This is a genomic window from Pseudomonas sp. UBA7530, assembly GCF_002479365.1.
GTDB lineage: Bacteria > Pseudomonadota > Gammaproteobacteria > Pseudomonadales > Pseudomonadaceae > Aquipseudomonas.
In genome coordinates this window covers 1-20,755 of the sequence record NZ_DLMS01000002.1, presented here as the reverse complement: position 1 = coordinate 20,755, position 20,755 = coordinate 1, and the positions used below count along the sequence as shown (strand labels likewise).

General features: G+C 63.0%; 17 protein-coding genes. 7 read left to right on the top strand and 10 right to left on the bottom strand.

Features of this window, described 5'->3' with window-relative positions; genetic code table 11:
• Positions 1-3 precede the first annotated feature (3 nt).
• From B2U07_RS05645 to B2U07_RS05605, 9 genes are all read right to left on the bottom strand, one after another.
• Positions 4-1,275, bottom strand: coding sequence for a YeaH/YhbH family protein (locus tag B2U07_RS05645; RefSeq protein ID WP_275547423.1), 1,272 nt, complete (start codon positions 1,273-1,275; stop codon positions 4-6).
• Between the two features lie 100 nt (positions 1,276-1,375).
• Entirely contained in the window at positions 1,376-3,298 is a 1,923-nt protein-coding gene (locus tag B2U07_RS05640) for a PrkA family serine protein kinase (RefSeq protein WP_197856913.1), read from the bottom strand.
• A gap of 283 nt (positions 3,299-3,581) precedes the next feature.
• Positions 3,582-3,911, bottom strand: a complete 330-nt coding sequence (glpE, locus tag B2U07_RS05635; RefSeq protein WP_275547422.1) for a thiosulfate sulfurtransferase GlpE — start codon at positions 3,909-3,911, stop codon at positions 3,582-3,584.
• A 40-nt stretch (positions 3,912-3,951) separates the two neighbouring features.
• Positions 3,952-4,770: a symmetrical bis(5'-nucleosyl)-tetraphosphatase gene (locus tag B2U07_RS05630; protein WP_296276307.1), complete on the bottom strand. Its 819-nt coding sequence runs from the start codon at positions 4,768-4,770 to the stop codon at positions 3,952-3,954.
• Positions 4,770-5,150 carry a Co2+/Mg2+ efflux protein ApaG gene (apaG, locus tag B2U07_RS05625; RefSeq protein ID WP_275547420.1) on the bottom strand — a complete coding sequence of 127 codons (381 nt, stop codon included), beginning with the start codon at positions 5,148-5,150 and terminating at the stop codon, positions 4,770-4,772. The genes B2U07_RS05630 and apaG overlap by 1 nt, the downstream gene beginning before the upstream one ends.
• A gap of 29 nt (positions 5,151-5,179) precedes the next feature.
• A complete protein-coding gene (gene rsmA / locus B2U07_RS05620) occupies positions 5,180-5,989 on the bottom strand; it encodes a 16S rRNA (adenine(1518)-N(6)/adenine(1519)-N(6))-dimethyltransferase RsmA (RefSeq protein WP_275547419.1) in 810 nt (269 codons plus the stop codon).
• 145 nt (positions 5,990-6,134) lie between these two features.
• Positions 6,135-7,148, bottom strand: coding sequence for a 4-hydroxythreonine-4-phosphate dehydrogenase PdxA (gene pdxA / locus B2U07_RS05615; protein WP_275547418.1), 1,014 nt, complete (start codon positions 7,146-7,148; stop codon positions 6,135-6,137).
• Positions 7,149-7,245: 97 nt separating this feature from the next.
• Positions 7,246-8,538 (bottom strand): peptidylprolyl isomerase, encoded by a 1,293-nt coding sequence (locus B2U07_RS05610; protein ID WP_197856919.1) that lies wholly within the window; start codon positions 8,536-8,538, stop codon positions 7,246-7,248.
• Positions 8,519-11,281, bottom strand: a complete 2,763-nt coding sequence (locus B2U07_RS05605) for an LPS-assembly protein LptD (RefSeq protein ID WP_275547417.1) — start codon at positions 11,279-11,281, stop codon at positions 8,519-8,521. Before B2U07_RS05605 ends, B2U07_RS05610 begins: the two co-directional genes overlap by 20 nt.
• A 124-nt stretch (positions 11,282-11,405) precedes the next feature.
• Here B2U07_RS05605 and B2U07_RS05600 point away from each other — a divergent pair, with 124 nt between their 5' ends.
• Genes B2U07_RS05600 through B2U07_RS05590 form a run of 3 tightly spaced genes read left to right on the top strand, consistent with a single transcriptional unit; the run spans position 11,406 to position 13,858 of the window.
• Positions 11,406-12,428, top strand: coding sequence for an aminoglycoside phosphotransferase family protein (locus B2U07_RS05600; protein WP_275547416.1), 1,023 nt, complete (start codon positions 11,406-11,408; stop codon positions 12,426-12,428).
• The gene (murU, locus tag B2U07_RS05595) at positions 12,425-13,096 is read left to right on the top strand and encodes an N-acetylmuramate alpha-1-phosphate uridylyltransferase MurU (protein ID WP_275547415.1); all 672 of its coding nucleotides are present in this window, start codon (positions 12,425-12,427) and stop codon (positions 13,094-13,096) included. The genes B2U07_RS05600 and murU overlap by 4 nt, the downstream gene beginning before the upstream one ends.
• Entirely contained in the window at positions 13,097-13,858 is a 762-nt protein-coding gene (locus B2U07_RS05590) for a DnaJ domain-containing protein (protein ID WP_275547414.1), read from the top strand.
• Here the strand turns inward: B2U07_RS05590 and B2U07_RS05585 are convergent.
• Positions 13,855-14,844: an alpha/beta hydrolase family protein gene (locus B2U07_RS05585; protein ID WP_275547413.1), complete on the bottom strand. Its 990-nt coding sequence runs from the start codon at positions 14,842-14,844 to the stop codon at positions 13,855-13,857. The two genes, B2U07_RS05590 and B2U07_RS05585, sit on opposite strands and share 4 nt — an antisense overlap.
• A 226-nt stretch (positions 14,845-15,070) precedes the next feature.
• Between B2U07_RS05585 and B2U07_RS05580 the strand changes: the two genes are divergently transcribed.
• From B2U07_RS05580 to gabD, 4 genes are all read left to right on the top strand, one after another.
• Entirely contained in the window at positions 15,071-16,441 is a 1,371-nt protein-coding gene (locus tag B2U07_RS05580; RefSeq protein WP_275547411.1) for a sigma-54 interaction domain-containing protein, read from the top strand.
• A 179-nt stretch (positions 16,442-16,620) separates the two neighbouring features.
• Entirely contained in the window at positions 16,621-17,769 is a 1,149-nt protein-coding gene (locus B2U07_RS05575) for an iron-containing alcohol dehydrogenase (RefSeq protein ID WP_275547410.1), read from the top strand.
• Positions 17,770-17,847: 78 nt separating this feature from the next.
• Positions 17,848-19,227, top strand: coding sequence for a hypothetical protein (locus B2U07_RS05570; protein WP_275547409.1), 1,380 nt, complete (start codon positions 17,848-17,850; stop codon positions 19,225-19,227).
• Positions 19,228-19,280: 53 nt separating this feature from the next.
• Positions 19,281-20,732, top strand: a complete 1,452-nt coding sequence (gabD, locus tag B2U07_RS05565; protein WP_275547408.1) for an NADP-dependent succinate-semialdehyde dehydrogenase — start codon at positions 19,281-19,283, stop codon at positions 20,730-20,732.
• Positions 20,733-20,755: the final 23 nt, after the last annotated feature.

Genomic DNA, 20,755 nt, shown 5'->3' with positions numbered 1-20,755 from the left:
CCCTCAACTCACCAGGCGACGCTGGAACAGTTCGCGGAACACCGGGTAGATGTCCGCGGCGGACACCAGTTGCTGCTGCGCGAAGCTGTCGGCAAAGGCTTCGGCCACCTGTTCGTACTCAAACCACAGCGCCTGGTGCTCACGTGGGGTGATCTCGACGTAGGTGAAGTACTGCACGAACGGCATGATCTGGTTGATCAATATATCCCGGCATACCGGGGAGTCGTCGTTCCAGTTGTCGCCGTCCGAAGCCTGGGCGGCGTAGATATTCCATTCGTTGATCGGGTAGCGCTCGGCCATCACTTCCTGCATCAGCTTCAGGGCGCTGGAGACGATGGTGCCGCCGGTTTCGCGGGAGTAGAAGAATTCCTCCTCGTCCACTTCCTTGGCGCTGGTGTGGTGGCGGATGAACACCACGTCGATCTTGTCGTAGTTCCGCTTGAGGAACAGGTACAGGAGGATGAAAAAGCGCTTGGCGACGTCCTTGGTGGCCTGGGTCATGGAGCCGGAGACGTCCATCAGGCAGAACATCACCGCCTTGGAGCTGGGGTTGGGCTGCTTGGTCAGCAGGTTGTACTTGAGGTCGAAGGTGTCGAGGAAGGGCACGCGGTGGATGCGTGCGCTGAGGCGTTCGATTTCCTCCTGCATGGCCTGGATGTCGCCGAAGTTGTCCGGCTCTTCCCGTCGCAGGCGTTCCAGTTCGGCCTTGGCTTCGCGCAGCTTGGCGCGGCTGGAGCCGGACAGGGCGATACGCCGAGCATGGGCCGAGCGCAGGGTGCGCACGATATTGATGCGCGACGGGTTGCCTTCGTTGCTGATGCCGGCACGTACGGTCTTAAAGGTCTCTGCGCCAGTCAGGTGGCGCTTGACCAGGTTGGGCAGTTCCAGGTCCTCGAACATGAAGTCGAGGAATTCCTCCTGGGTGATCTGGAAGACGAACTCGTCCATGCCTTCACCGGAGTTGCTCGCCTTGCCGCTGCCACGCCCACCGCCACCGCCTTGCGGGCGGGGGATACGTTCGCCGGTGGTGAACTCCTTGTTGCCGGGGTGGACGATGGTCTGCTTGCCGCCGGGGCCGTGATGCAGCACCGGCTCGTCGATATCGCGGCCGGGAATGCTGATCTCTTCGCCGTGCTCCATGTCGGTGATGGAGCGCCGGCTGACCGCTTCTTCCACCGCCTTCTTGATGTGCTCACGGTAACGCCGCAAAAAGCGCTGGCGATTCACCGTGCTCTTGTTCTTGCCGTTGAGGCGTCGGTCGATCACGTAACTCATAAGCCCCTCCCGGGGCAGCTGCAAGCCGCAAGCTACAAGTTACAAGTGAAAAAGCCAGGCGCTTTCGCTTGCAACTTGAGGCTTGCAGCTTGCGGCTGCTTTATTGCGATTTACGTACGCGCAGATACCACTCCGACAGCAGGCGCACCTGCTTCTCGGTGTAGCCGCGCTCGACCATGCGTTTGACGAAGTCGTTGTGCTTCTGCTGATCCTCCTTGCTGCCCTTGGCGTTGAAGCTGATGACCGGGAGCAGGTCCTCGGTGTTGGAGAACATCTTCTTCTCGATCACCACGCGCAGCTTCTCGTAGCTGAGCCAGGTGGGGTTCTTGCCGTTGTTGTTGGCGCGGGCGCGCAGCACGAAGTTGACGATCTCGTTGCGGAAATCCTTCGGGTTGCTGATGCCGGCCGGCTTCTCGATTTTCTCCAGTTCCTCGTTGAGGGCTACGCGGTTGAGGATCTCGCCGGTCTCCGGGTCGCGGTATTCCTGATCCTGAATCCAGAAGTCGGCGTACAGCACGTAGCGGTCGAAGATGTTCTGCCCGTACTCGCTGTAGGACTCCAGGTAGGCGGTCTGGATTTCCTTGCCGATGAACTCGATGTAGCGCGGTGCCAGATACTCCTTGATGTAGCGCAGGTAGCGTTCGCGCACCTCGGCGGGAAACTGTTCCTGCTCGATCTGCTGCTCCAGCACGTAGAGCAGATGCACCGGGTTAGCAGCCACTTCGTGCGGGTCGAAGTTGAACACCTTGGAGAGAATCTTGAAGGCGAAGCGGGTCGACAGGCCGTTCATGCCTTCGTCGACGCCCGCCGAGTCGCGGTACTCCTGAATCGACTTGGCCTTGGGGTCGGTATCCTTGAGGTTTTCGCCGTCGTAGACGCGCATCTTCGAGTAGATGTTGGAGTTTTCCGGTTCCTTGAGACGGCTCAGCACGCTGAACTGGGCGAGCATCTTCAGGGTGTCCGGCGCGCAATGCGCCCTGGCCAGCGAGCTGTTGATTAGCAGCTTGTCATAGATGCGGATTTCATCGGTGACGCGCAGGCAGTAAGGCACCTTGACGATGTAGATACGGTCGATGAATGCCTCGTTGTTCTTGTTGTTGCGGAAGCTGTGCCATTCCGATTCGTTGGAGTGGGCCAGCAGAATGCCGCTGTAGGGGATCGCACCGAGGCCTTCGGTGCTGTTGTAGTTGCCTTCCTGCGTGGCGGTGAGCAGCGGGTGCAGCACCTTGATCGGCGCCTTGAACATCTCGACGAACTCCATCAGGCCCTGGTTGGCCCGGCACAGCGCGCCCGAGTAGCTGTAGGCATCGGCGTCGTTCTGCGGGTATTCCTCCAGCTTGCGGATGTCCACCTTGCCGACCAGCGCCGAGATGTCCTGGTTGTTCTCGTCGCCCGGCTCGGTCTTGGCCACGGCGATCTGGTTAAGGATCGAGGGGTAGAGCTTGACCACGCGGAATTGGCTGATATCGCCGCCGAACTCCTGCAGGCGCTTGGTGGCCCAGGGCGACATGATCGAGTTGAGGTAGCGGCGCGGGATGCCGTAGTCCTCTTCGAGAATCGCGCCATCCTCGGTGGCGTTGAACAGCCCCAGCGGCGATTCAAATACCGGCGAGCCCTTGATAGCGTAGAAGGGCACTTTTTCCATCAGTTGCTTGAGTTTCTCGGCCAGCGAGGATTTACCGCCACCCACCGGGCCCAGCAGGTAGAGAATCTGCTTCTTCTCCTCCAGGCCCTGCGCAGCATGGCGGAAGTAGGAGACGATCTGGTCGATGCATTCTTCCATGCCATGGAAGTCGGCGAAGGCTGGATAGCGGCGGATCACCTTGTTGGAAAAGATGCGTGACAGCCGTGGATCATTGGAGGTGTCCAGCAACTCCGGCTCGCCAATGGCCATCAGCAGGCGCTCGGCCGCAGTGGCGTACGCGCTGCGATCCTGTTTGCACAGTTCGAGGTACTCCTGCAGCGAGTACTCCTCCTGGCGGGTCGCCTCGAAACGTTGTTGGAAGTGACTGAAAATGCTCATGACTTCACCTCGCTCGATGCTGAAAGCTGGCTCGGGATCGGTCGTGCAGGCAGGTGCTGGGTGGCGCCGGCTCCGAAGAAGCCGGGAACTATCCCCCAAAACCTAAAAGTCGTTACCGATGGCCCGATGCCGGTTGGCCGGCTCTACCTTCAGTGGGATGGCCTGAGTAACAGGATAGTTCGTTCTGCAGAGCGTCAAGGGTGGGAAAACGATAACTGGCGGTTACCGTGCATCGGGAAGTGGCGGCAGGCCAGAGCGGGCGCGGCCTGCCGCATGAAGAAATTTATTCTTCGGAACTTTGCGCCGTTTCGCTTGGGTAGGTGGCGCGCCAAAGCTCGAAACCGCCGTCGAGACTGTAGACTTCGGAGAAACCCTGGCCCACCAGATAGGCGGCCGCGCCCTGGCTGGAGTTGCCGTGGTAGCAGGACACGATCAGCGGCGCGTCGAGGTCGGCGCGGGTGATGAAGTCATGCAGCGAGTGGTTGTCCAGGTGACGCGAGCCGCTGATATGGCCGTTGGCAAAGCTGTGCGGGTCGCGAATGTCGACCACCACGGCGCCCTGGGCGCGCAGCTCGTGAGCCTGTTGTGGGGATATACGCTTGAATTCGCTCATGTTCGGGCCTTCCAGTGATTCCTTGGGGCGCCTCGGGCGCTCATTGCTTGGGACAGGTACAGCGGTGCAGCGTGCCGCTGTCGACATCGAGCAGGGTCATTGCATTACCCCAGACGCAGCCGGTATCCAGGGCGTAGAGGCCTGGCTCGTTGCAATTGCCTTCCAGCGCTGCCCAGTGACCGAAGATGATCTTCTCGCCACGCATCTTGCGCTGCGGGTGGCTGAACCAGGGGGCGAAGCCGGGCGGCGCATTGTCGATGCCTTCCTTGGTTTTCAAGTCCAGCGTGCCATCCGCCGTGCAGAAGCGCATGCGGGTGAAATAGTTGGTGATCACCCGCAAGCGGGTGACGCCTTGCAGGTCCTTGTTCCATTTGGCCGGCTCATTGCCGTACATGCCATCGAGGAACAGCGGCAGGCGGGCGTCGTCACGCAGTACCTCTTCGACCTCGCCGGCGCGGCGCAGCGCCTTGGCCAGCGTCCACTGTGGCGGAATGCCGGCATGCACCAGGGTCACCTTGCGCTCGGTATCGTGGTGCACAAGCTTCTGCATGCGCAGCCAGTCGAGCAGGTCGTTGCGATCCGGCGCTTCGAGAATCTCGCGCAACGTATCGCCCTTCTTCAGGCGCTCAATGTTATGTGCCACCGCCAGCAGATGCAGGTCATGGTTGCCCAGCACACAGATAAGCGCATGGCGGATGGAGTAGAGAAAACGCAGCGTTTCCAACGATTGCGGGCCGCGGTTGACCAGATCACCCACCAGCCACAGCTGGTCGTGTGCGGGATCGAAAGCCACCTGCTCGAGTAGACACTGGAGCGGTTTCAGGCAGCCCTGCAGGTCGCCGACGGCATAGACGGCCATCAGTGAAGCGCTCCGGGCACTGCCAGGCGGAACGGCGCGATGGAGGCGTCGAAGCGTTTGCCGTCCTCGGCGAGCATCTGGTAACTGCCCTGCATGGTGCCGACCTGGGATGTCATCACCGTTCCGCTGCTGTAGGTATGACTGGCGCCCGGTTCGATATGCGGTTGCTGGCCGATCACGCCGGCGCCGCGGACTTCCTGCACGCGGCCGTCGCCATCGGTGATGATCCAGTGGCGCGACAGCAACTGGGCCGGCAGTTCGCCGTTATTGACGATGGTCACGGTGTAGGAGAACGCGTAGCGGCTCTGCTCCGGCTGCGATTGCGCAGCCAGATAGCGGGTAGTGACGCTGACGTCGATCTGATAACGAGGGTCGGACATGCGCGTGATCCGTTGAGCTTGATTGCAGTTTAGTCCTGCGCAGCGGAGGGCTGCAGGGCCAGTTGGTCGGCCAGACGGACGAAGGCAGCCAGGTCCAGCTGCTCGGGGCGCAGACTGCCGTCGACGCCGGCAGCCTCGATGGCTTCGGCCGGCAGCAACTGCTTGAGCGTGTTACGCAGCGTCTTGCGGCGTTGGTTGAATGCTTCACGTACGACACGTTCAAGCAGACGATGATCCTTGGCCGGGTGCGGCAAGGTCTCATGCGGTACCAGGCGCACGATGGCGGAGTCCACCTTGGGCGGCGGATTGAAGGCCCCGGGGCCGACGTTGAACAGATGTTCCACACGGCAGTGGTACTGCACCATGATCGACAGGCGGCCCCAGTCGCCACCGCCCGGCCCGGCTGCCATCCGCTCGACTACTTCCTTCTGCAGCATGAAGTGCATGTCGCGAATCAGTGGCGCGTTGTCCAGTAGATGGAAAATCAGCGGCGTGGAAATGTTGTAGGGCAGATTGCCGACCACACGCAGACTGCGTGGCGCTGCGTCGAGGCGGGCGAAGTCGAATTTCAGTGCGTCGCCCTGGTTCAGGCGAAAGCGCGGATTGTCGCCGAACTTGCTTTGCAGGATGGGGATCAGGTCGAGGTCGAGTTCGATCACATCGAGCTGCGCGCCGCTGCCGAGCAGGCCCTCGGTGATGGCACCCTGGCCCGGACCGATTTCCAGCAGGCGCTCATCTTCCTTGGCGCGGATGGCGCGTAGGATGCGGTCGATCACTCCGGCGTCATGCAGGAAGTTCTGGCCGAAGCGCTTGCGCGCGCGGTGTTGGTATTCGGACATAGCGGCAGCTCCAAGTCTCGAGCTGCAAGCGTCAAGCAGGAGCCGAGAGCGGTAAGGCAAAGGCGCGCAGTTTAACAGCGAAAGAGGCTGCGGCTGTAGGCGCGCGCGCTGCGAGTGCCGATTTTGTGGCGCCGACAGCCCGCCTTCAACGCACAGCGTGTGCTCTTGAGCTTGTAGCGGCTGCCATCTCGTAGGCGGTTTCCAGCGCTACCTGCAGGCTGCCGATGTCCACCTTGCCCGTGCCGGCGAGATCCAGGGCGGTGCCATGATCCACCGAGGTACGGATGATCGGCAGGCCCAGGGTGACGTTCAGCGCTGCGCCGAACCCCTTGAACTTGAGCACTGGCAGGCCCTGGTCGTGATACATGGCCAGTACGGCATCGGCACGTTCAAGATACTTCGGGGTAAACAGGGTGTCGGCCGGCAATGGGCCGATCAGGTTCATACCTTCGCCGCGCAGACGCGCCAGCGTCGGCTCGATGACTTCGATTTCCTCGCGGCCCAGATGGCCGCCTTCGCCTGCATGCGGATTGAGCCCGCAGACCAGGATGCGCGGCTCGGCGATGCCGAACTTGGTTTGCAGGTCGGTGTGCAGGATGCGGGTGACACGTTCTAGGCGCTCGGCGGTAATGGCGGCCGCGACATCCTTTAGCGGTAGATGGGTGGTAACCAGCGCCACACGCAAGCCGCGGGTCGCCAACATCATCACGACCTGCTCGGTGCGGGTCAGCTCGGCGAGGAACTCGGTGTGGCCAGAGAAGGTGATGCCCGCCTCGTTGATCACGCCCTTGTGCACGGGGGCCGTGATCATCCCGGCGAAGGTCCCGTCCAGGCAGCCCTGGCCCGCGCGGGTGAGGGTTTCCAGCACGTAGGCGGCATTGGCGGAGGTCAGTTTGCCCGGTGTGGCGGGGGCTGCCAGTGGCGTATCCCAGACATACAGGGCGCCGGCTGCCGCCGGGCGGTGTGGCCAGTGCTTCGGTCCGACTTCCAGTAGCAGGATATCCAGCCCCAGATGCGCGGCGCGCTCGGCCAGCAGTTCGCGGCTGGCGATGGCAACCAGCGGCGCAGGCTGGGCCTGTTGGGCCAATAGCAGGCAGAGATCGGGGCCGATGCCGGCGGGCTCGCCTGGGGTGAGGGCAAAGCATTGCTGCGCAGTCATGGTCGCTCTCGCTATGACGTGGGGCGCCAGTTTACGCTGCCGGGCCAGAAACGAAAAAGCCCGGCACTGGGCCGGGCTCTTGCGTTCGGAACGGCTGCTACAGCTTGGTCTCGACGTAGGCTTCGTCGCGGATCTGGCGCAGCCAGGCCTGCAGTTCCTCGTCGTACTTGCGGTTGCGCAGCAGGTTGGCAGCTTGCTGCTCGCGGAACTGCGCGCTGCTGTCAGTGGCGCGGCGGCCCATGACCTGCAGCACGTGCCAGCCGTAAGGGCTCTTGAACGGCTTGGACAATTCGCCGCTGGCGGTGTTGTTCATCACCTCGCGGAACTCGGGCACCAGCGCATTGGGGTCGATCCAGCTCAGATCGCCGCCATTGAGTGCCGAGCCCGGATCTTCGGAGAAGCTCTTCGCCAGTTCGGCGAAATCCTCACCATCGACGATGCGCTGATAGAGGCGCTCGACCAGGCGGCGGGTTTCTTCTTCGCTGCGGATTTCGCTGGGCTTGATCAGGATATGGCGAACATGCACCTCGTCACGCACCTGGGTGTCGCCACCACGCTTCTCGATCAGCTTGAGGATGATGAAACCGCCCGGCGTACGCACCGGCTCGGTGACTTCGCCGGGGTTCAGCTGACTGATCATGCTGTCGAACGGTGGAGGCAACTGACCGGCCTTGCGCCAGCCCATCTCGCCGCCTTCCAGGGCGTTCTCGCTGGCCGAACGAGAGACGGCCAGCTGGCCAAAATCTGCACCCTGCTGCAACTGCTGATACAGCTCCTGTGCCTGACGGTCAGCGGCCTGGATTTCGCTGGAAGACGCGCCTTCGGACACTGGAATCAGGATGTTGGCCAGGCGGAATTCTTCCGACAACTGCATCTTGCCCAGATCGGAAGCGAGGAAGTTCTGCACTTCCTGGTCGGTGACCTGGATACGCTCGGCCACGCGGCGCTGACGCACGCGGCTGATGATCATCTCGCGGCGCACCTGGTCGCGGGCGTCGGCATAGGAAAGGCCATCACGCGCCAGGGCATCGCGGAATTGCTCCAGGCTCATGCCATTGCGCTGGGCGATGGTGCCCATGGCCTGGTTCAGCTCTTCGTCGGTGATGCGAATGCCGGAACGTTCGCCGATCTGCAGCTGAATGTTCTCGATGATCAGACGCTCAAGTACCTGCTGACCCAGAACACCTTCCGGTGGCAGGGCGCCGCCGCGCTTGTCTATGGTCTGTTGTACCTCGCGCAGGCGAGCATCGAGCTGGCTCTGCATGACTACGTCGTTATCGACAATAGCCACGACGCGGTCCAGGGGGCGGACTTGGGCCTGAGCCGTTGCCGCCAGCAGCGCTGCGCCCAATAGCAGGGGGCGCAGGCGATCAGAAAGCTTGGTCTTCACGTTCACGGTAACCTTGAATGCCTTGGTCGAGGAAAGTTTCTACCTTGCTGCCGGTAACGCCGCCGAGGCCCTTGAGGACGATCTGCAGGAAGATGCCACGGTCCGGCTCGTCGTTGCGCGCTGGGTCGAGGCTGACCTCGTCGTAATCGATCCAGTAGCGGTTGATCAGGCGCAGCTTCCAGCAGCAGCTGTCGTACTCGAAGCCACCGAAGGCTTCGAGGGTACGGTTGCGACCGTAGTCGTACTGCCAGCGCGAGATCAGGCTCCACTGCGGAGCCAGCGGCCAGATGACGGAGAAGTCATGCTGGTCGATCTTGTAGTAGTCCTTGATGTAGTTTGGGCTGCCCGGCTCGCCGTAGTCCGGACTGGTGCTCCAGCGCCCGGTATCGCGGTCATAACGAACGGTGTCATTACGATAGCGATAGCCCAGGTTGACGACCTTGTTCGGATTGGCTTCCGGTTGGTAGTGGAACATCGCGCTGCCCGAACGGGTGGCATGCTGATCCGGGTCCCAGTTGAAGGTCGAGGAGAAGCGCCAGTCGCGGTTGAAGCGATACAGGTACTCCAGTGCGTACGGTGACACGTCAGAGGTGGATTCTTTACGGTTACGGTAATCGATACCCGGCAACTGCACCTGGCGATCTTCGAAGTAGAAGGCCTGGCCTATGCTGAAACGCTGGCGCTCGAACCCGTTCGGCTCGATCCAGCGGCTGGTCACGCCCAGCGACAATTTGTTTTCGTCGCCGATACGGTCCTTGCCGCTGAAGCGATTTTCACGCCACAACGAGGCATAGCTGAAGGTCGGCTCGCCGGTGTCGAAGATCGGAATGTCCGTCTGATCCTCTTCCGGTACGTACAGATAGAAAGCGCGCGGTTCCAGGGTTTGCCGGAAATCTTTGCCGAACAGTTGGGTGTTGCGGTCGAAGTACAAGCCACTGTCGAGGCTGAACAAGCCTATGCCACGGCTTTGAGTGCCTTTGTAGTTCTGCTCGGCGAGCAGGGTGTTCTTGCCTTGTTGATCCAGGCTGAGGTCATAGTTGGTCTGCAGGTACTTGACCTGCGGTTTTATGTAGCCCCACGTCCAGTCGAGAGGCAGGCTGACGCCCGGCTCCAGATGCAGGCGCTCACCGGTGGCGCGCTCCAGGCCCTGGATGCGGGTGTCGTACCAGCTCTGCTCCTCTATACCCTCTTTATTGATAAAGTTGCCCGAGCGCAGGTTGCGGTCGAAGCGTACGTACTCGGTGCCGTAGGTGAAGTCCAGGCCGCCCGGGTTGAAAGGCAGTTTGCCGTCCAGGGTGATCTGCGGCAGGCGGTCATAAGGCGTCACATCAGTGATATTGGCCAGCTCATAGGCATGCGCATTAAGGCGAGCTGTATAGCTGTCACCGCGATAGGTCAATGTACCGCGCTGATCGACGTAGGTTTGTCGGTCGATGCCCAGATCCGTGTTGAGATCCTGGAAGTAGTAAGGATCGCTGATATCGGTGTAGTCGACTTCAGCCAGCAGGCGCGAGTTCAGCCCCTGTCTGTGCTGCCAGCTGTACATCCAGCGCTGGTCTTCGTACTCGGACTGCAGTTCACGCTCGTCTTCCTTGTCGTTCAGCCAGGCGCCACCGACCTGACCTTCGCTGCTTTCGGTCAGGTAACGGAACTCGCCTTCCATCAACAGGCCGCGCTTGGCCATGTAGGTTGGATACAAGGTGGCGTCGTAATTCGGCGCCAGGTTGAAGTAGTAGGGCGTTTGCAGCGAGAAACCGGTATCGCTCGAGGTGCCGAAGCTAGGCGGCAGGAAGCCGGACTGACGGCGGTCGTCGATCGGGAAGTAGATGTACGGGGTGTAGAACACCGGAATGTCCTTGACCCGCAGCGTCACGTTGGTCGCGGTGCCGAAGCCGGTCGCCGGGTTCAGCGTGACGTTGTTGCCCTTCAGGTGCCAGGCATTGTCGCCCGGCTCGCAACGCGTGTAGGTGCCGTCCTTGAGACGGATGATCGCGGTCTCTTCACGCTTGGCGTAGAGCGCGCTGCCACGCACGTGGGCCTGATGCATCACGTATTCGGCATTGTCGATACGGGCTTCGCCGTTATCCAGCTGCAGTTCGGCGCGGTCGCCGACCACCAGGGTGCCCTTGTCACGCAGACGCACGTTGCCAACCAGCTCACCACGGTTTTCCGTCTGGTGCAGGCTAGCTTCGTCGGCTTCGACCTGCATACCGGACTGGCGCAGGACGACGTCACCGGCGAGGGTGGCGATCTGCTTTTCCTGCTCGAAGCGCGAGGCCTTGGCGGAAACGTACATCGGCGACTCGTCCAGTGGCGTGGTGTCGTCCATGCCCGGACGTAGCGGCTCGATGTAGGCACCCGCGCAGTAGGGGCCGGCTTCGGCCAGTTGCGCTGCGGTCAACTTATCGCGCGGGACCCAGTCCAAGTGACTGTAGTCAGGGCTGCGCGAAGCGAGGGCGCGGCCCTTGCTCTCGGTCACCAGCACCGGTGCGGCGTCCTGCTTGGCTACGGCCTCGCTGGTCGTGCCGCCGCTGCTGACGGCGTCGCGGCTGTGCACCGGACGTGGTGGCAGGGCGCTGGCGGCTGATTTCGGCGCGCATGCCCAGCCGCCCGTTGGCGACGCCTGGCAATCGTATTGCTCGGCGGCAAAGGACTGTAGGCTGAACACGGGCTGTAAGGCCAGAAAACTGCCGGTAACCAGCAGTGGGAATTTCTTGCGGAACGCGGGGTGTTTTACTGCCATCTTGTTAGTCCGGGCTTCCTGCGCGCTACCGGCCCAGGGGCCGCACGCCTCTCGATGGGCTGAAAAAGATGCTGGATAATAAAGCATGACCCGCGCAACGGCTAGCGCCGTCGGAGACCCCTTGATGTCTGAACACGATGTACGTCTGCAACAGCTGCAAGCCTGGCTCGCCGGGCAACTGCCCTCTCTGTTCGCCGCTCGCGGCTGGGGTGCGGTGCCTGCCGCCGAACTCACTCCCGCCAGCAGCGACGCCAGTTTTCGCCGCTATTTCCGCTGGCAGGCGGGTGAACGCAGCCTGATCCTGATGGACGCACCGCCCCCCCAGGAAAACTGCGAGCCGTTCGTCCGTATCGCTGCCCTGCTGGCCAGTGCTGGCGTGCATGTACCGCAGGTACTGGCCGCCGATCTGGATCAGGGCTTTCTGCTTCTCGATGATCTGGGGCGCAAGACCTACCTGGACGTGATCGACGAGCACAACGCCGATGAGCTGTTCGACGCAGCCATCGAAGCCCTGCTGAAGCAGCAGCGTTTGCCGCTCGATGACAAGCTGCCGCATTACGACGACGCCTTGCTGCGTCGTGAAGTGCAACTTTTCCCCGAGTGGTACGTACAACGCCACCTGGGGCGCGCCTTCACCGTCGAGCAGGAAGTCGCCTGGCAACGCGTCAGCCAACTGTTGATCGACAGCGCCCTGGCGCAGCCCAAGGTCGTGGTGCACCGCGATTTCATGCCGCGCAATCTGATGCAGAGCACGCCCAATCCCGGCGTGCTGGATTTTCAGGATGCAGTCAACGGCCCGGTCACCTACGACATCACCTGCCTGTTCAAGGATGCCTTCCTCAGCTGGCCCGAGGCGCGTGTACAAGGCTGGCTGCAGGACTACTGGCAGCGCGCCAGGGCGGCGGGTATCCCGGTACAGGCCTCTTTCGAAGACTTTCTGCGGGCCAGCGACCTAATGGGCGTGCAGCGTCATCTCAAGGTCATTGGCATCTTCGCGCGCATCTGTCACCGCGACGGCAAGCCCAAGTATCTGGGCGACGTACCGCGTTTCTTCGCCTATATCCAGGCGGTGCTGGCGCGTCGGCCGGAGCTGGCCGAGCTGGGAGAACTGTTCGCCAGCCTGGCGATAGAAGGGGCGCGTGCATGAAGGCGATGATCCTCGCCGCCGGCAAGGGCGAACGCCTGCGTCCGCTGACTCTGCACACGCCGAAACCGTTGGTGAAAGCGGCTGGGGTGCCGTTGATCGAATATCACGTCCGCGCCCTGGCCGCTGCCGGTTTCACCGAGCTCGTGATCAATCACGCCTGGCTGGGCCAGCAGATCGAGGATTACCTCGGCGATGGCTCGCGCTTTGGCGTACGTATCGCCTATTCAGCCGAAGGTGAGCCGCTGGAGACCGGCGGCGGCATCTTCAAGGCATTGCCCTTGCTGGGCAACGAGCCCTTCGTGGTGGTCAATGGCGATATCTTCACCGACTACGCCTTTGCCGCGTTGCGCCAGCCGCTCACCGGTCTGGCGCATCTGGTTCTCGTGGATAACCCGGCGCATCACCCGCAGGGCGACTTTACCTTGTCGACTGGCCTGGTTCATGACGGCGAGGCGGCAGGCGAGCGGTTGACCTACAGCGGTCTCGCCGTGCTGCATCCGCGTTTGTTCGACGCGTCTGCGCCTGGCGCCTTCAAGCTGGCGCCGTTGCTGCGTGAGGCAATGGTGGCAGGGCAGGTCAGTGGTGAGCATTACGGCGGCTGCTGGATCGATGTCGGCACGCACGAGCGCCTGGCCGAAGTCGAACGACTGCTGCAGGAGGCACGCTAGGTGCTCTGGCCAGCGACTCTGCTAGGAGCAGCGGCCGGGCTGGCCCTGGCCAGCATTCCGGGCGCCTTGCTTGGCGGCCTGCTGGGGCAGGTGCTCGATCGCCGCCTGCGTCTGCATGACTGGGATAACCTGCGCGAACGTCTGGGTGGTCGGGCGGCGCCGGCGGATGACGACCTGCTGTTTCTGATGTTGGGGCGCCTGGCCAAGAGCGAGGGCCGCGTGGTGCAAAGCCATATTCAGCAGGCGCGCGCGGAAATGCAGCGACTGGGACTGGACCCGGCCGGACAGCGCCGCGCCATCGAGGCTTTCGCCCGCGGCAAGACCGGGCGAGACAACCTGCGCAGGCCGCTGCAGCGCCAGCGTCAGCGCGCCGAGGCGATGCTCCGGGCCTGCTGGCGCATGGCCTGGGTCGACGGCCGGGTATCGTCCAGTGAACGCGAGTTGATCCTGCTGTGGGGCAAGTGGCTTGGCTGGGACAGTGCGCGGCTCGATAGCCTGGGCGAGGAATGCGCGCCGCGCCGCAGCCAGCAACCGGCTCCGACGGGTGGCAGTTATCAGGAAGCGCTGCGCCTGCTGGGCGTCAACGAGGGCAGCGAGCCCGAGCAGATAAAGCGCGCCTATCGGCGCCTGCTCAGTCGTCATCACCCGGACAAACTGGCCGGCTCCGGCGCTTCGCCTGAGCGCATTCGTGAAGCGACCGAAACCACTCGCCAGTTGCATCAGGCCTATGCGCTGATCCGTCAGCGCCGGGCGATTCGCTAGCCGCCCGAGGCGCGAATATGCAGCTGCAGCCAGCCGCGCAGGCGGCGGTAGAGCTGCTCCTGCTGCACGTCCAGATTCCCCGGCAGAGCTTTCATCGACACCTGGATGTAGGTAGGTAATTTGGCCCGTTTGCTCGCCTGCAGGCGTTTCAGGGCTGCGCTGCGGTCGGTGGCTTGATCCTTGTAATAGAAGTCGCCGCTGGCTACCGGCAGCTGTGCAACCAGCTCGTCCAGCGGCGGAGCGAAGCCGGCAGGCAGCTCGGCCGCCACCATTAGCAGATTGTGTACATTGGCCGGCTTGCGTTCGCTCAGGTACCGCGCGGCCCAGTAAGCGCCGCTGCCATGGCCCAGCAGCACGATTTCCCTGGCCTGCTGCTGTTCGGCGAAGGCGATGGCGGCATCGAGGCGCGCCATCACGCGCTCGACGTGCGCCAGGCGCCGTTGCTCGGGGCTGATCGCGCTGTCGCCTACGTGCTGTGCGCCGGCCTCGGGCGTTTCGGGCGGCGGCTCGGTAGCAGGAGCGCTCTCGGTGCTAGGCGTTTCGCTTTCTGCGGGCGCAGCGGTTGTGCTCCGCAGCGGCAGCGGGTCGCCGTCCGGGTCCGGCAGCGTCAGGCTCAAGCTGTGCCAGCCAGCATCGGGCAGTTTGCGCCTCAGCGGACCGACCGCTGCCGCACCATCGGCATTCTCCACATCGTCGGGCACCAGGATTACTGCGCCACTGGGCTCGCCAACGTTGGCGGGCAACCACAGGGCGAGGAAGCTCTCGGCGCCGGCCTGCAGCAATTGCTGTTCACGCTTGTCCAGGCGTCGTTCCAGAGTCTGCGCGTCGCTGACGCTGCGCTCGGGCAATAGCGGACGTTCGTTCGCTGCGGGCGTTTCTGTTTCGCCGGGCGCCGCGTTCTGTACATCCTCGGGTGATTCCTGCGCCCAACTGGTGGCGGCGCAGAACAGGCAGAAACCGAGCAGTGCGAGTGAGTGAGGGCGCATCGGTGAGGCTCCTTGGGGGCTGCTAAAGAGCCTAATGTCGAGCTCCGTATTTGTCAGGCGATATTGGCTAGAGGCTGGACGCAGCGATGTTGATATCGCTCCCTGACGCTGGCGATTTCTATTGCCTGGCGAGGTGGTTGGCAGCAGATGCAGAACAGGTGGTCTTGGTTTCTAGGCTTAGAATGCCACCCTGTCTTAACTTTATTCCGTGTAACAAGGCGGCCAGATGGACTTCGATGATCCCGGATTTCGCGAGCTGATCGATGCGCTGCACGATGGCCTCTACATCACCGATGCCGACGGCATCACCCTCAAGGTCAATAGCGCCTACGAACGTCTGACCGGGCTGCGTAGCGAGGATGTGGTCGGCCAGCACATGCAGGCGCTGGTGGAGCAGGGCGTCATCTCCCAGTCGGTGTCACTGCGGGTGCTCAAGGAGGGCAAGGCGCTGTCGCTGATGCAGAGCGTCAGTCAGGGCAAGCGCCTGCTGGTCAGTGGCACGCCGATCTTCGCTGCCGATGGCAAGGTGCGTTACGTGGTCAGCACCGTGCGCGACATGACCGAACTGCTGCGTATCAAGCACGAGCGCGACGAACTGCAGCAGCTCAAGCAGCTGCGCAACAGCACGGCGAAGCTGCATGCCGGTCAGCGTGACGATCTGCTGCATGCCTCGCCGGTGGCCGATCGTCCGGTTTCGGGGCGGGTTTTTGCCCAGGCCCGGCAGGTCGCGGCCAGTGATGTGAAGGTGTTGCTGCAGGGGGAAACCGGTGTCGGCAAGACGCTGATCGCCCAGTACATTCACAAGAGCAGCCCACGCGCGGCGCAGCCGTTCCTGGCGCTCAACTGCGGCGCGCTGCCGGAAAACCTGATCGAGGCCGAGCTGTTCGGCTATGTGCCGGGCGCCTTCACCGGCGCCGGCAGCAAGGGCAAGCGCGGTCTGCTGGAGCTGGCCAACCAGGGCACGGTGTTTCTCGACGAGATCGGCGACCTGCCGCTGGCGTTGCAGGTCAAGCTGCTCAAGGTGATCGAGGAGAGCCGCTTCATCCCAGTCGGTGGACTGGAGCTGAAAGAGGTAGACGTGCGCATCATCACCGCCACCCACCACGACCTGCGCCAGATGGTCGCCGATGGTCGCTTTCGCGCTGATCTCTACTATCGGCTCAATGTGGTGCCCATCCATATACCCGCATTACGCGAGCGGGCCGATGAGGTACAGCCGCTGCTTCAGTTCTATCTTGCCGAGTTCAACCAGCGCTATGGACGATCGCTGACCTGGGAGCTGGAAGCCCTGGATGCGCTCACCGACTACGCCTGGCCGGGCAATATCCGTGAGCTGATCAACCTGGTCGAGCGCCTCGTGGTCACCTGCATCGGTGAGACCATCGAGTTGTTCGATCTGCCTGATGAGGTGCGCATGGTTCGCCACGACGGTGCTGGCGACGTTCTGCTGCCGCTGCGTAAGCAAGTGGAGAATCTGGAGCGGCGCTTGATCCGCAAGGCACTGGTGCAACACAAGACCACCCGCGAGGCGGCCAAGGCCCTTGGTCTAAGCCAGGCGACGCTGGTGCAGAAGATGAAACGCTGGGAACAGGGTTGATTGGAAAATGGATCGGATAGACGTCTTTTGATTGATTTTCTGATCGATACGGCGCTGGTTTGAGCTGTGACAAAACGACGCAAGCCTTCTATCACGCAGGTTTGCGCGATCTGGCACAGGAATCGCTATGGCAGGGCCCGAACCCGTCCAGTTTTCACAATGCACAAAAGGGCCTGATGATGAGTACTGCTGCCTTCAAGATCGCCAATAAGCTGCTGACCGGCCAGGGCGCCGTTGAGCAACTGGCGCACGAACTGCCCCGCCTGAACATCGCCAACCCGCTGATCGTCACCGACGCCATCCTGATCAAATCCGGCACCGTGGACCACGTGCTCAAGCAGCTTGGCGAGCGTGCCTACGGCATTTTCGACGGCGTGGAGCCTGAGCCGGAAATCGCCATCGTCGAGGCCTGCGCCAAGGTTTACCGCGACGGCGGTCACGATGGCCTGATCGGCGTCGGCGGCGGCAGCGCCATCGACATCGCCAAGGCAGTCGCCGGCTATGTCGGTCACGACGGCGCACTGGAGGAGTTGTTCGGTGTCGACCAGATCAAGCGCAAGGGCCCGCCGCTGATCGCCATCCCGACCACCGCCGGCACCGGCTCGGAAGTGACCAACGTATCGATCCTCTCGGACAAGAAGGCGCAACTGAAAAAGGGCATCGTCAGCGACTACCTGCTGCCCGACGTGGCCCTGGTCAGCCCGGTGATGACCCTGACCTGCCCGCGCAGCGTGACCGCCGCCAGCGGCGTCGATGCCCTGGTGCACGCGGTGGAGTCCTACCTGTCGGTCAATGCCTCGCCGATCACCGATGCCCTGGCCATCGGCGCCATCAAGCTGATCGCCAAGGCGCTGCCCAAGGCCTACGCCAATCCGGCCGACCTGAAGGCGCGTGAAGACATGGCCACCGCCAGCCTGATGGCGGGCATGGCCTTCGGCAACGCCGGAGTTGGCGCCGTGCACGCCCTGGCCTATCCGCTGGGCGGGCGCTTCAATATCGCCCATGGCGTCAGCAACGCCTTGCTGCTGCCCTACGTGATGGCCTGGAACAAGCTGGCCTGCGTCGAGCGCATGGCCGAGATCGCCGCCGCCTTGGGCGTGCAGACTCACGGCCTGAGCGACAAGGCTGCTGCCGACCTGGCTGTCGAGGCCATGGCCGAGCTGTGCGCCAGTGTCGACATTCCCAAGGGCATGCGCAGCTTCAATGTGCCCGAGGACGCCATCCCAGCGATGGCCGAGGAGGCCAGCAAGATCGACCGCCTGATGCGCAACAACCCGCGGCGTCTAACCGCTGGCGACATCGAGCAGATCTACCGCGCCGCCTACTGATTTCAACAATCGATGAACGATAGCCCCGGTCATGCCGGGGCTTGCTGCTTACAACTCTAATAAAGCTGGGTGATTCAAATGTCCGAACTGCATCAACAAGACCTGGGCGTCGAAGCCCCGTACTGGCCGCTGGGGCCATTCAAGGTACGTCTGCCTTTCATTCACTACCGCTTTGAGCTCTCCGACTACATGCAGGGCCTGCTCATGTGCGCGGTGGACCTGGCGGCCATTCCGCTGATGACCGAATTCCTCGGCATGCCCTTCGAGGTGGCACTGGCGGTGGTCATGCTCAACGGCCTGCTGTACCTGACCCACCACCTGCTCGGCGACCCGGTGGTGCCGGGCTGGATCACCCCGGCGATCCCCCTGCTGATGGCCTACTGCAGCCAGTTCCCGGAGGGCCCGGAGCGGGTGCATGCGCTGATTGCCTTCCAGTTGATGCTGGGGGCGTTCTCCATAGGACTGGGGATGACGGGCATGGCGCGCAAGGTGGTGTCGCTGGTGCCCTCGGCGCTCAAGGCCGGCATCATCATGGGCGCCGGCCTCAGTGCGGTGGTCACCGTGTTCAAGGAGGGCGGGCGCTTCGACAGCTTCCCCTGGACCATTTCCATCGCCGTCGGCATCGCCTTCTACCTGGTTTTTTCCCTGCACTTCCAGCAATTGAAAAAACGCAGCCGCTTGTGGTGGAATTTCGCCAAGCTGGGCATCTTCCCGATCATCCTGCTGGCCGTGTTCGTCGCGCCGATCTTCGGCGAGGCACCGTGGCCAAGCATCGAGTGGGGCATCAGCAAGCCTGACTTCGTCACCCTGTGGAACGAATACACTGTGTTCGGTCTCGGTATGCCGCCGCTGATGATGTTCGTCACCGCCATTCCTACCGTATTCGCTGCCTACCTCGTGGTGTTCGGTGACGTGCTGGGCGCCAGGGCGATCCTCTCCGAGGCCGACCATATCCGCAGTGACGAGAAGGTCGACTTCAACCCCAACCGCTCGCACATGATCTTTGGCGGGCGCAACGCCTTTATGAGCATTTTTGGCCCGGACGTGGCCATGTGCGGCCCGCAGTGGTCGGCCATGCAGGTGGTCATCACCGAGCGTTTCAAGGGCGGCGCCCAGGCGATGAAGTCCATCTACGGTGGCGTCGGCTCGTTCCGCTGGGGCACCAACACCGGCCTGTTGCTGCTGCCGGTGGTCACCCTGCTGCAGCCGATTCTCGGCGTGGCACTGGCGCTGACCCTGCTGATCCAGGGCTACGTCAGCGTGCGCCTGGGGATCATGGAAGCGCGCAGCCAGCGTGATCTGGGCATCGCCGGGGTAATCGGCGCGGTGCTGGCGATCAAGGGTGCCGCCTGGGCCTTCGCCATCGGCGTCGGCCTGTGCGCGCTGATCTACGGGGCGCAGATGTTCCGTGGCGAAAACGACCAGACCTTCACCAAGGATCTGCCGCCAAGCGAGTGAGCTTTTCGAATTGACCAGCCGGAGCCTTGTGTCTCCGGCTGCAGGAGTAGTGCATGAAACTCAACGATCCCGATCTGCTGCGCCACCAGGCCTATATCGACGGCCAGTGGTGCGATGCGCCCGACGGCGCCGTCACGGAAATCTTCAACCCGGCCAACGGTGAGTCCCTGGGCCATGTGCCGAACCTGGGCGCAGCCGAAACCCGCCGCGCTATCGAGGCCGCCCAGGCCGCGCAACCGGCTTGGCGTGCGCTGACTGCCAAGGAGCGCGCGGCGCGCCTGCGCACCTGGTACGAGCTGATGCTCGCCAACCAGGAAGACCTGGCGCAGATCATGACCGCCGAGCAGGGCAAGCCGCTGGCCGAAGCCCGCGGCGAAGTGCTCTACGCCGCCTCGTTCATTGAGTGGTTCGCCGAGGAGGCCAAGCGCGTCTACGGCGACACCATTCCCGGCCACCAGGCCGACAAGCGCCTGATCGTTACCAAGGAGCCGATCGGTGTGGCCGCGGCGATCACCCCGTGGAATTTCCCCGCGGCGATGATAACTCGCAAGGCCGGCCCGGCCCTGGCCGCCGGCTGCGCCATGGTGCTCAAGCCTGCGCCGCAGACGCCTTTCAGCGCCCTGGCCCTGGCTGTGCTGGCCGAACGCGCCGGCATCCCGGCCGGACTGTTCAGCGTGCTGCCGGCGGACGCCGATCGGTCTCGTGAGGTGGGCGGTGAGTTGTGCTCCAACCCCATCGTGCGCAAGCTGTCGTTTACCGGCTCCACCGGCGTCGGCATCAAGCTGATGGAGCAATGCGCGCCAACCCTGAAGAAACTGTCGCTGGAGCTGGGCGGCAATGCGCCGTTCATCGTCTTCGACGATGCCGATCTGGACGCGGCGGTCGAGGGCGCCATGGTTGCCAAGTACCGCAACGCCGGGCAGACCTGCGTATGCGCCAACCGCATCTACGTGCAGGACGGCGTGTACGACGCCTTCGCCGAGAAGCTGGCGGCGGCGGTGGCGGGGCTCAAGGTTGGCCAGGGCACTGAAGCGGGTGTGACCACCGGCCCGCTGATCGACGCCAATGCCGTGGCCAAGGTGCAGGCGCATCTGGCCGATGCGCTGGAGAAGGGCGCCAGGGTACTGCAGGGTGGTCAGGCGCTGGGCGGCAATTTTTTCGCGCCCACCGTGCTGGCCGACGTGACGCCGGACATGCGCATAGCCCGCGAGGAAACCTTCGGCCCGCTGGCGCCGCTGTTCCGCTTCAGCGACGAAGCCGAAGTGATCCGCCAGGCCAATGACACCGAGTTCGGTTTGGCCGGCTACTTCTACACCCGCGACCTGGGCCGCGCCTTCCGTGTCGGCGAGGCGCTGGAGTACGGTATGGTCGGCATCAACACCGGGCTGATCTCCAACGAAGTGGCGCCGTTCGGCGGCATCAAGGCTTCCGGCCTGGGTCGTGAAGGCTCCAAGTACGGGCTGGACGAGTACCTGGAGATCAAATACCTCTGCCTGGGTATCTGAAGTACGGGTGAATGCCGTGGGAG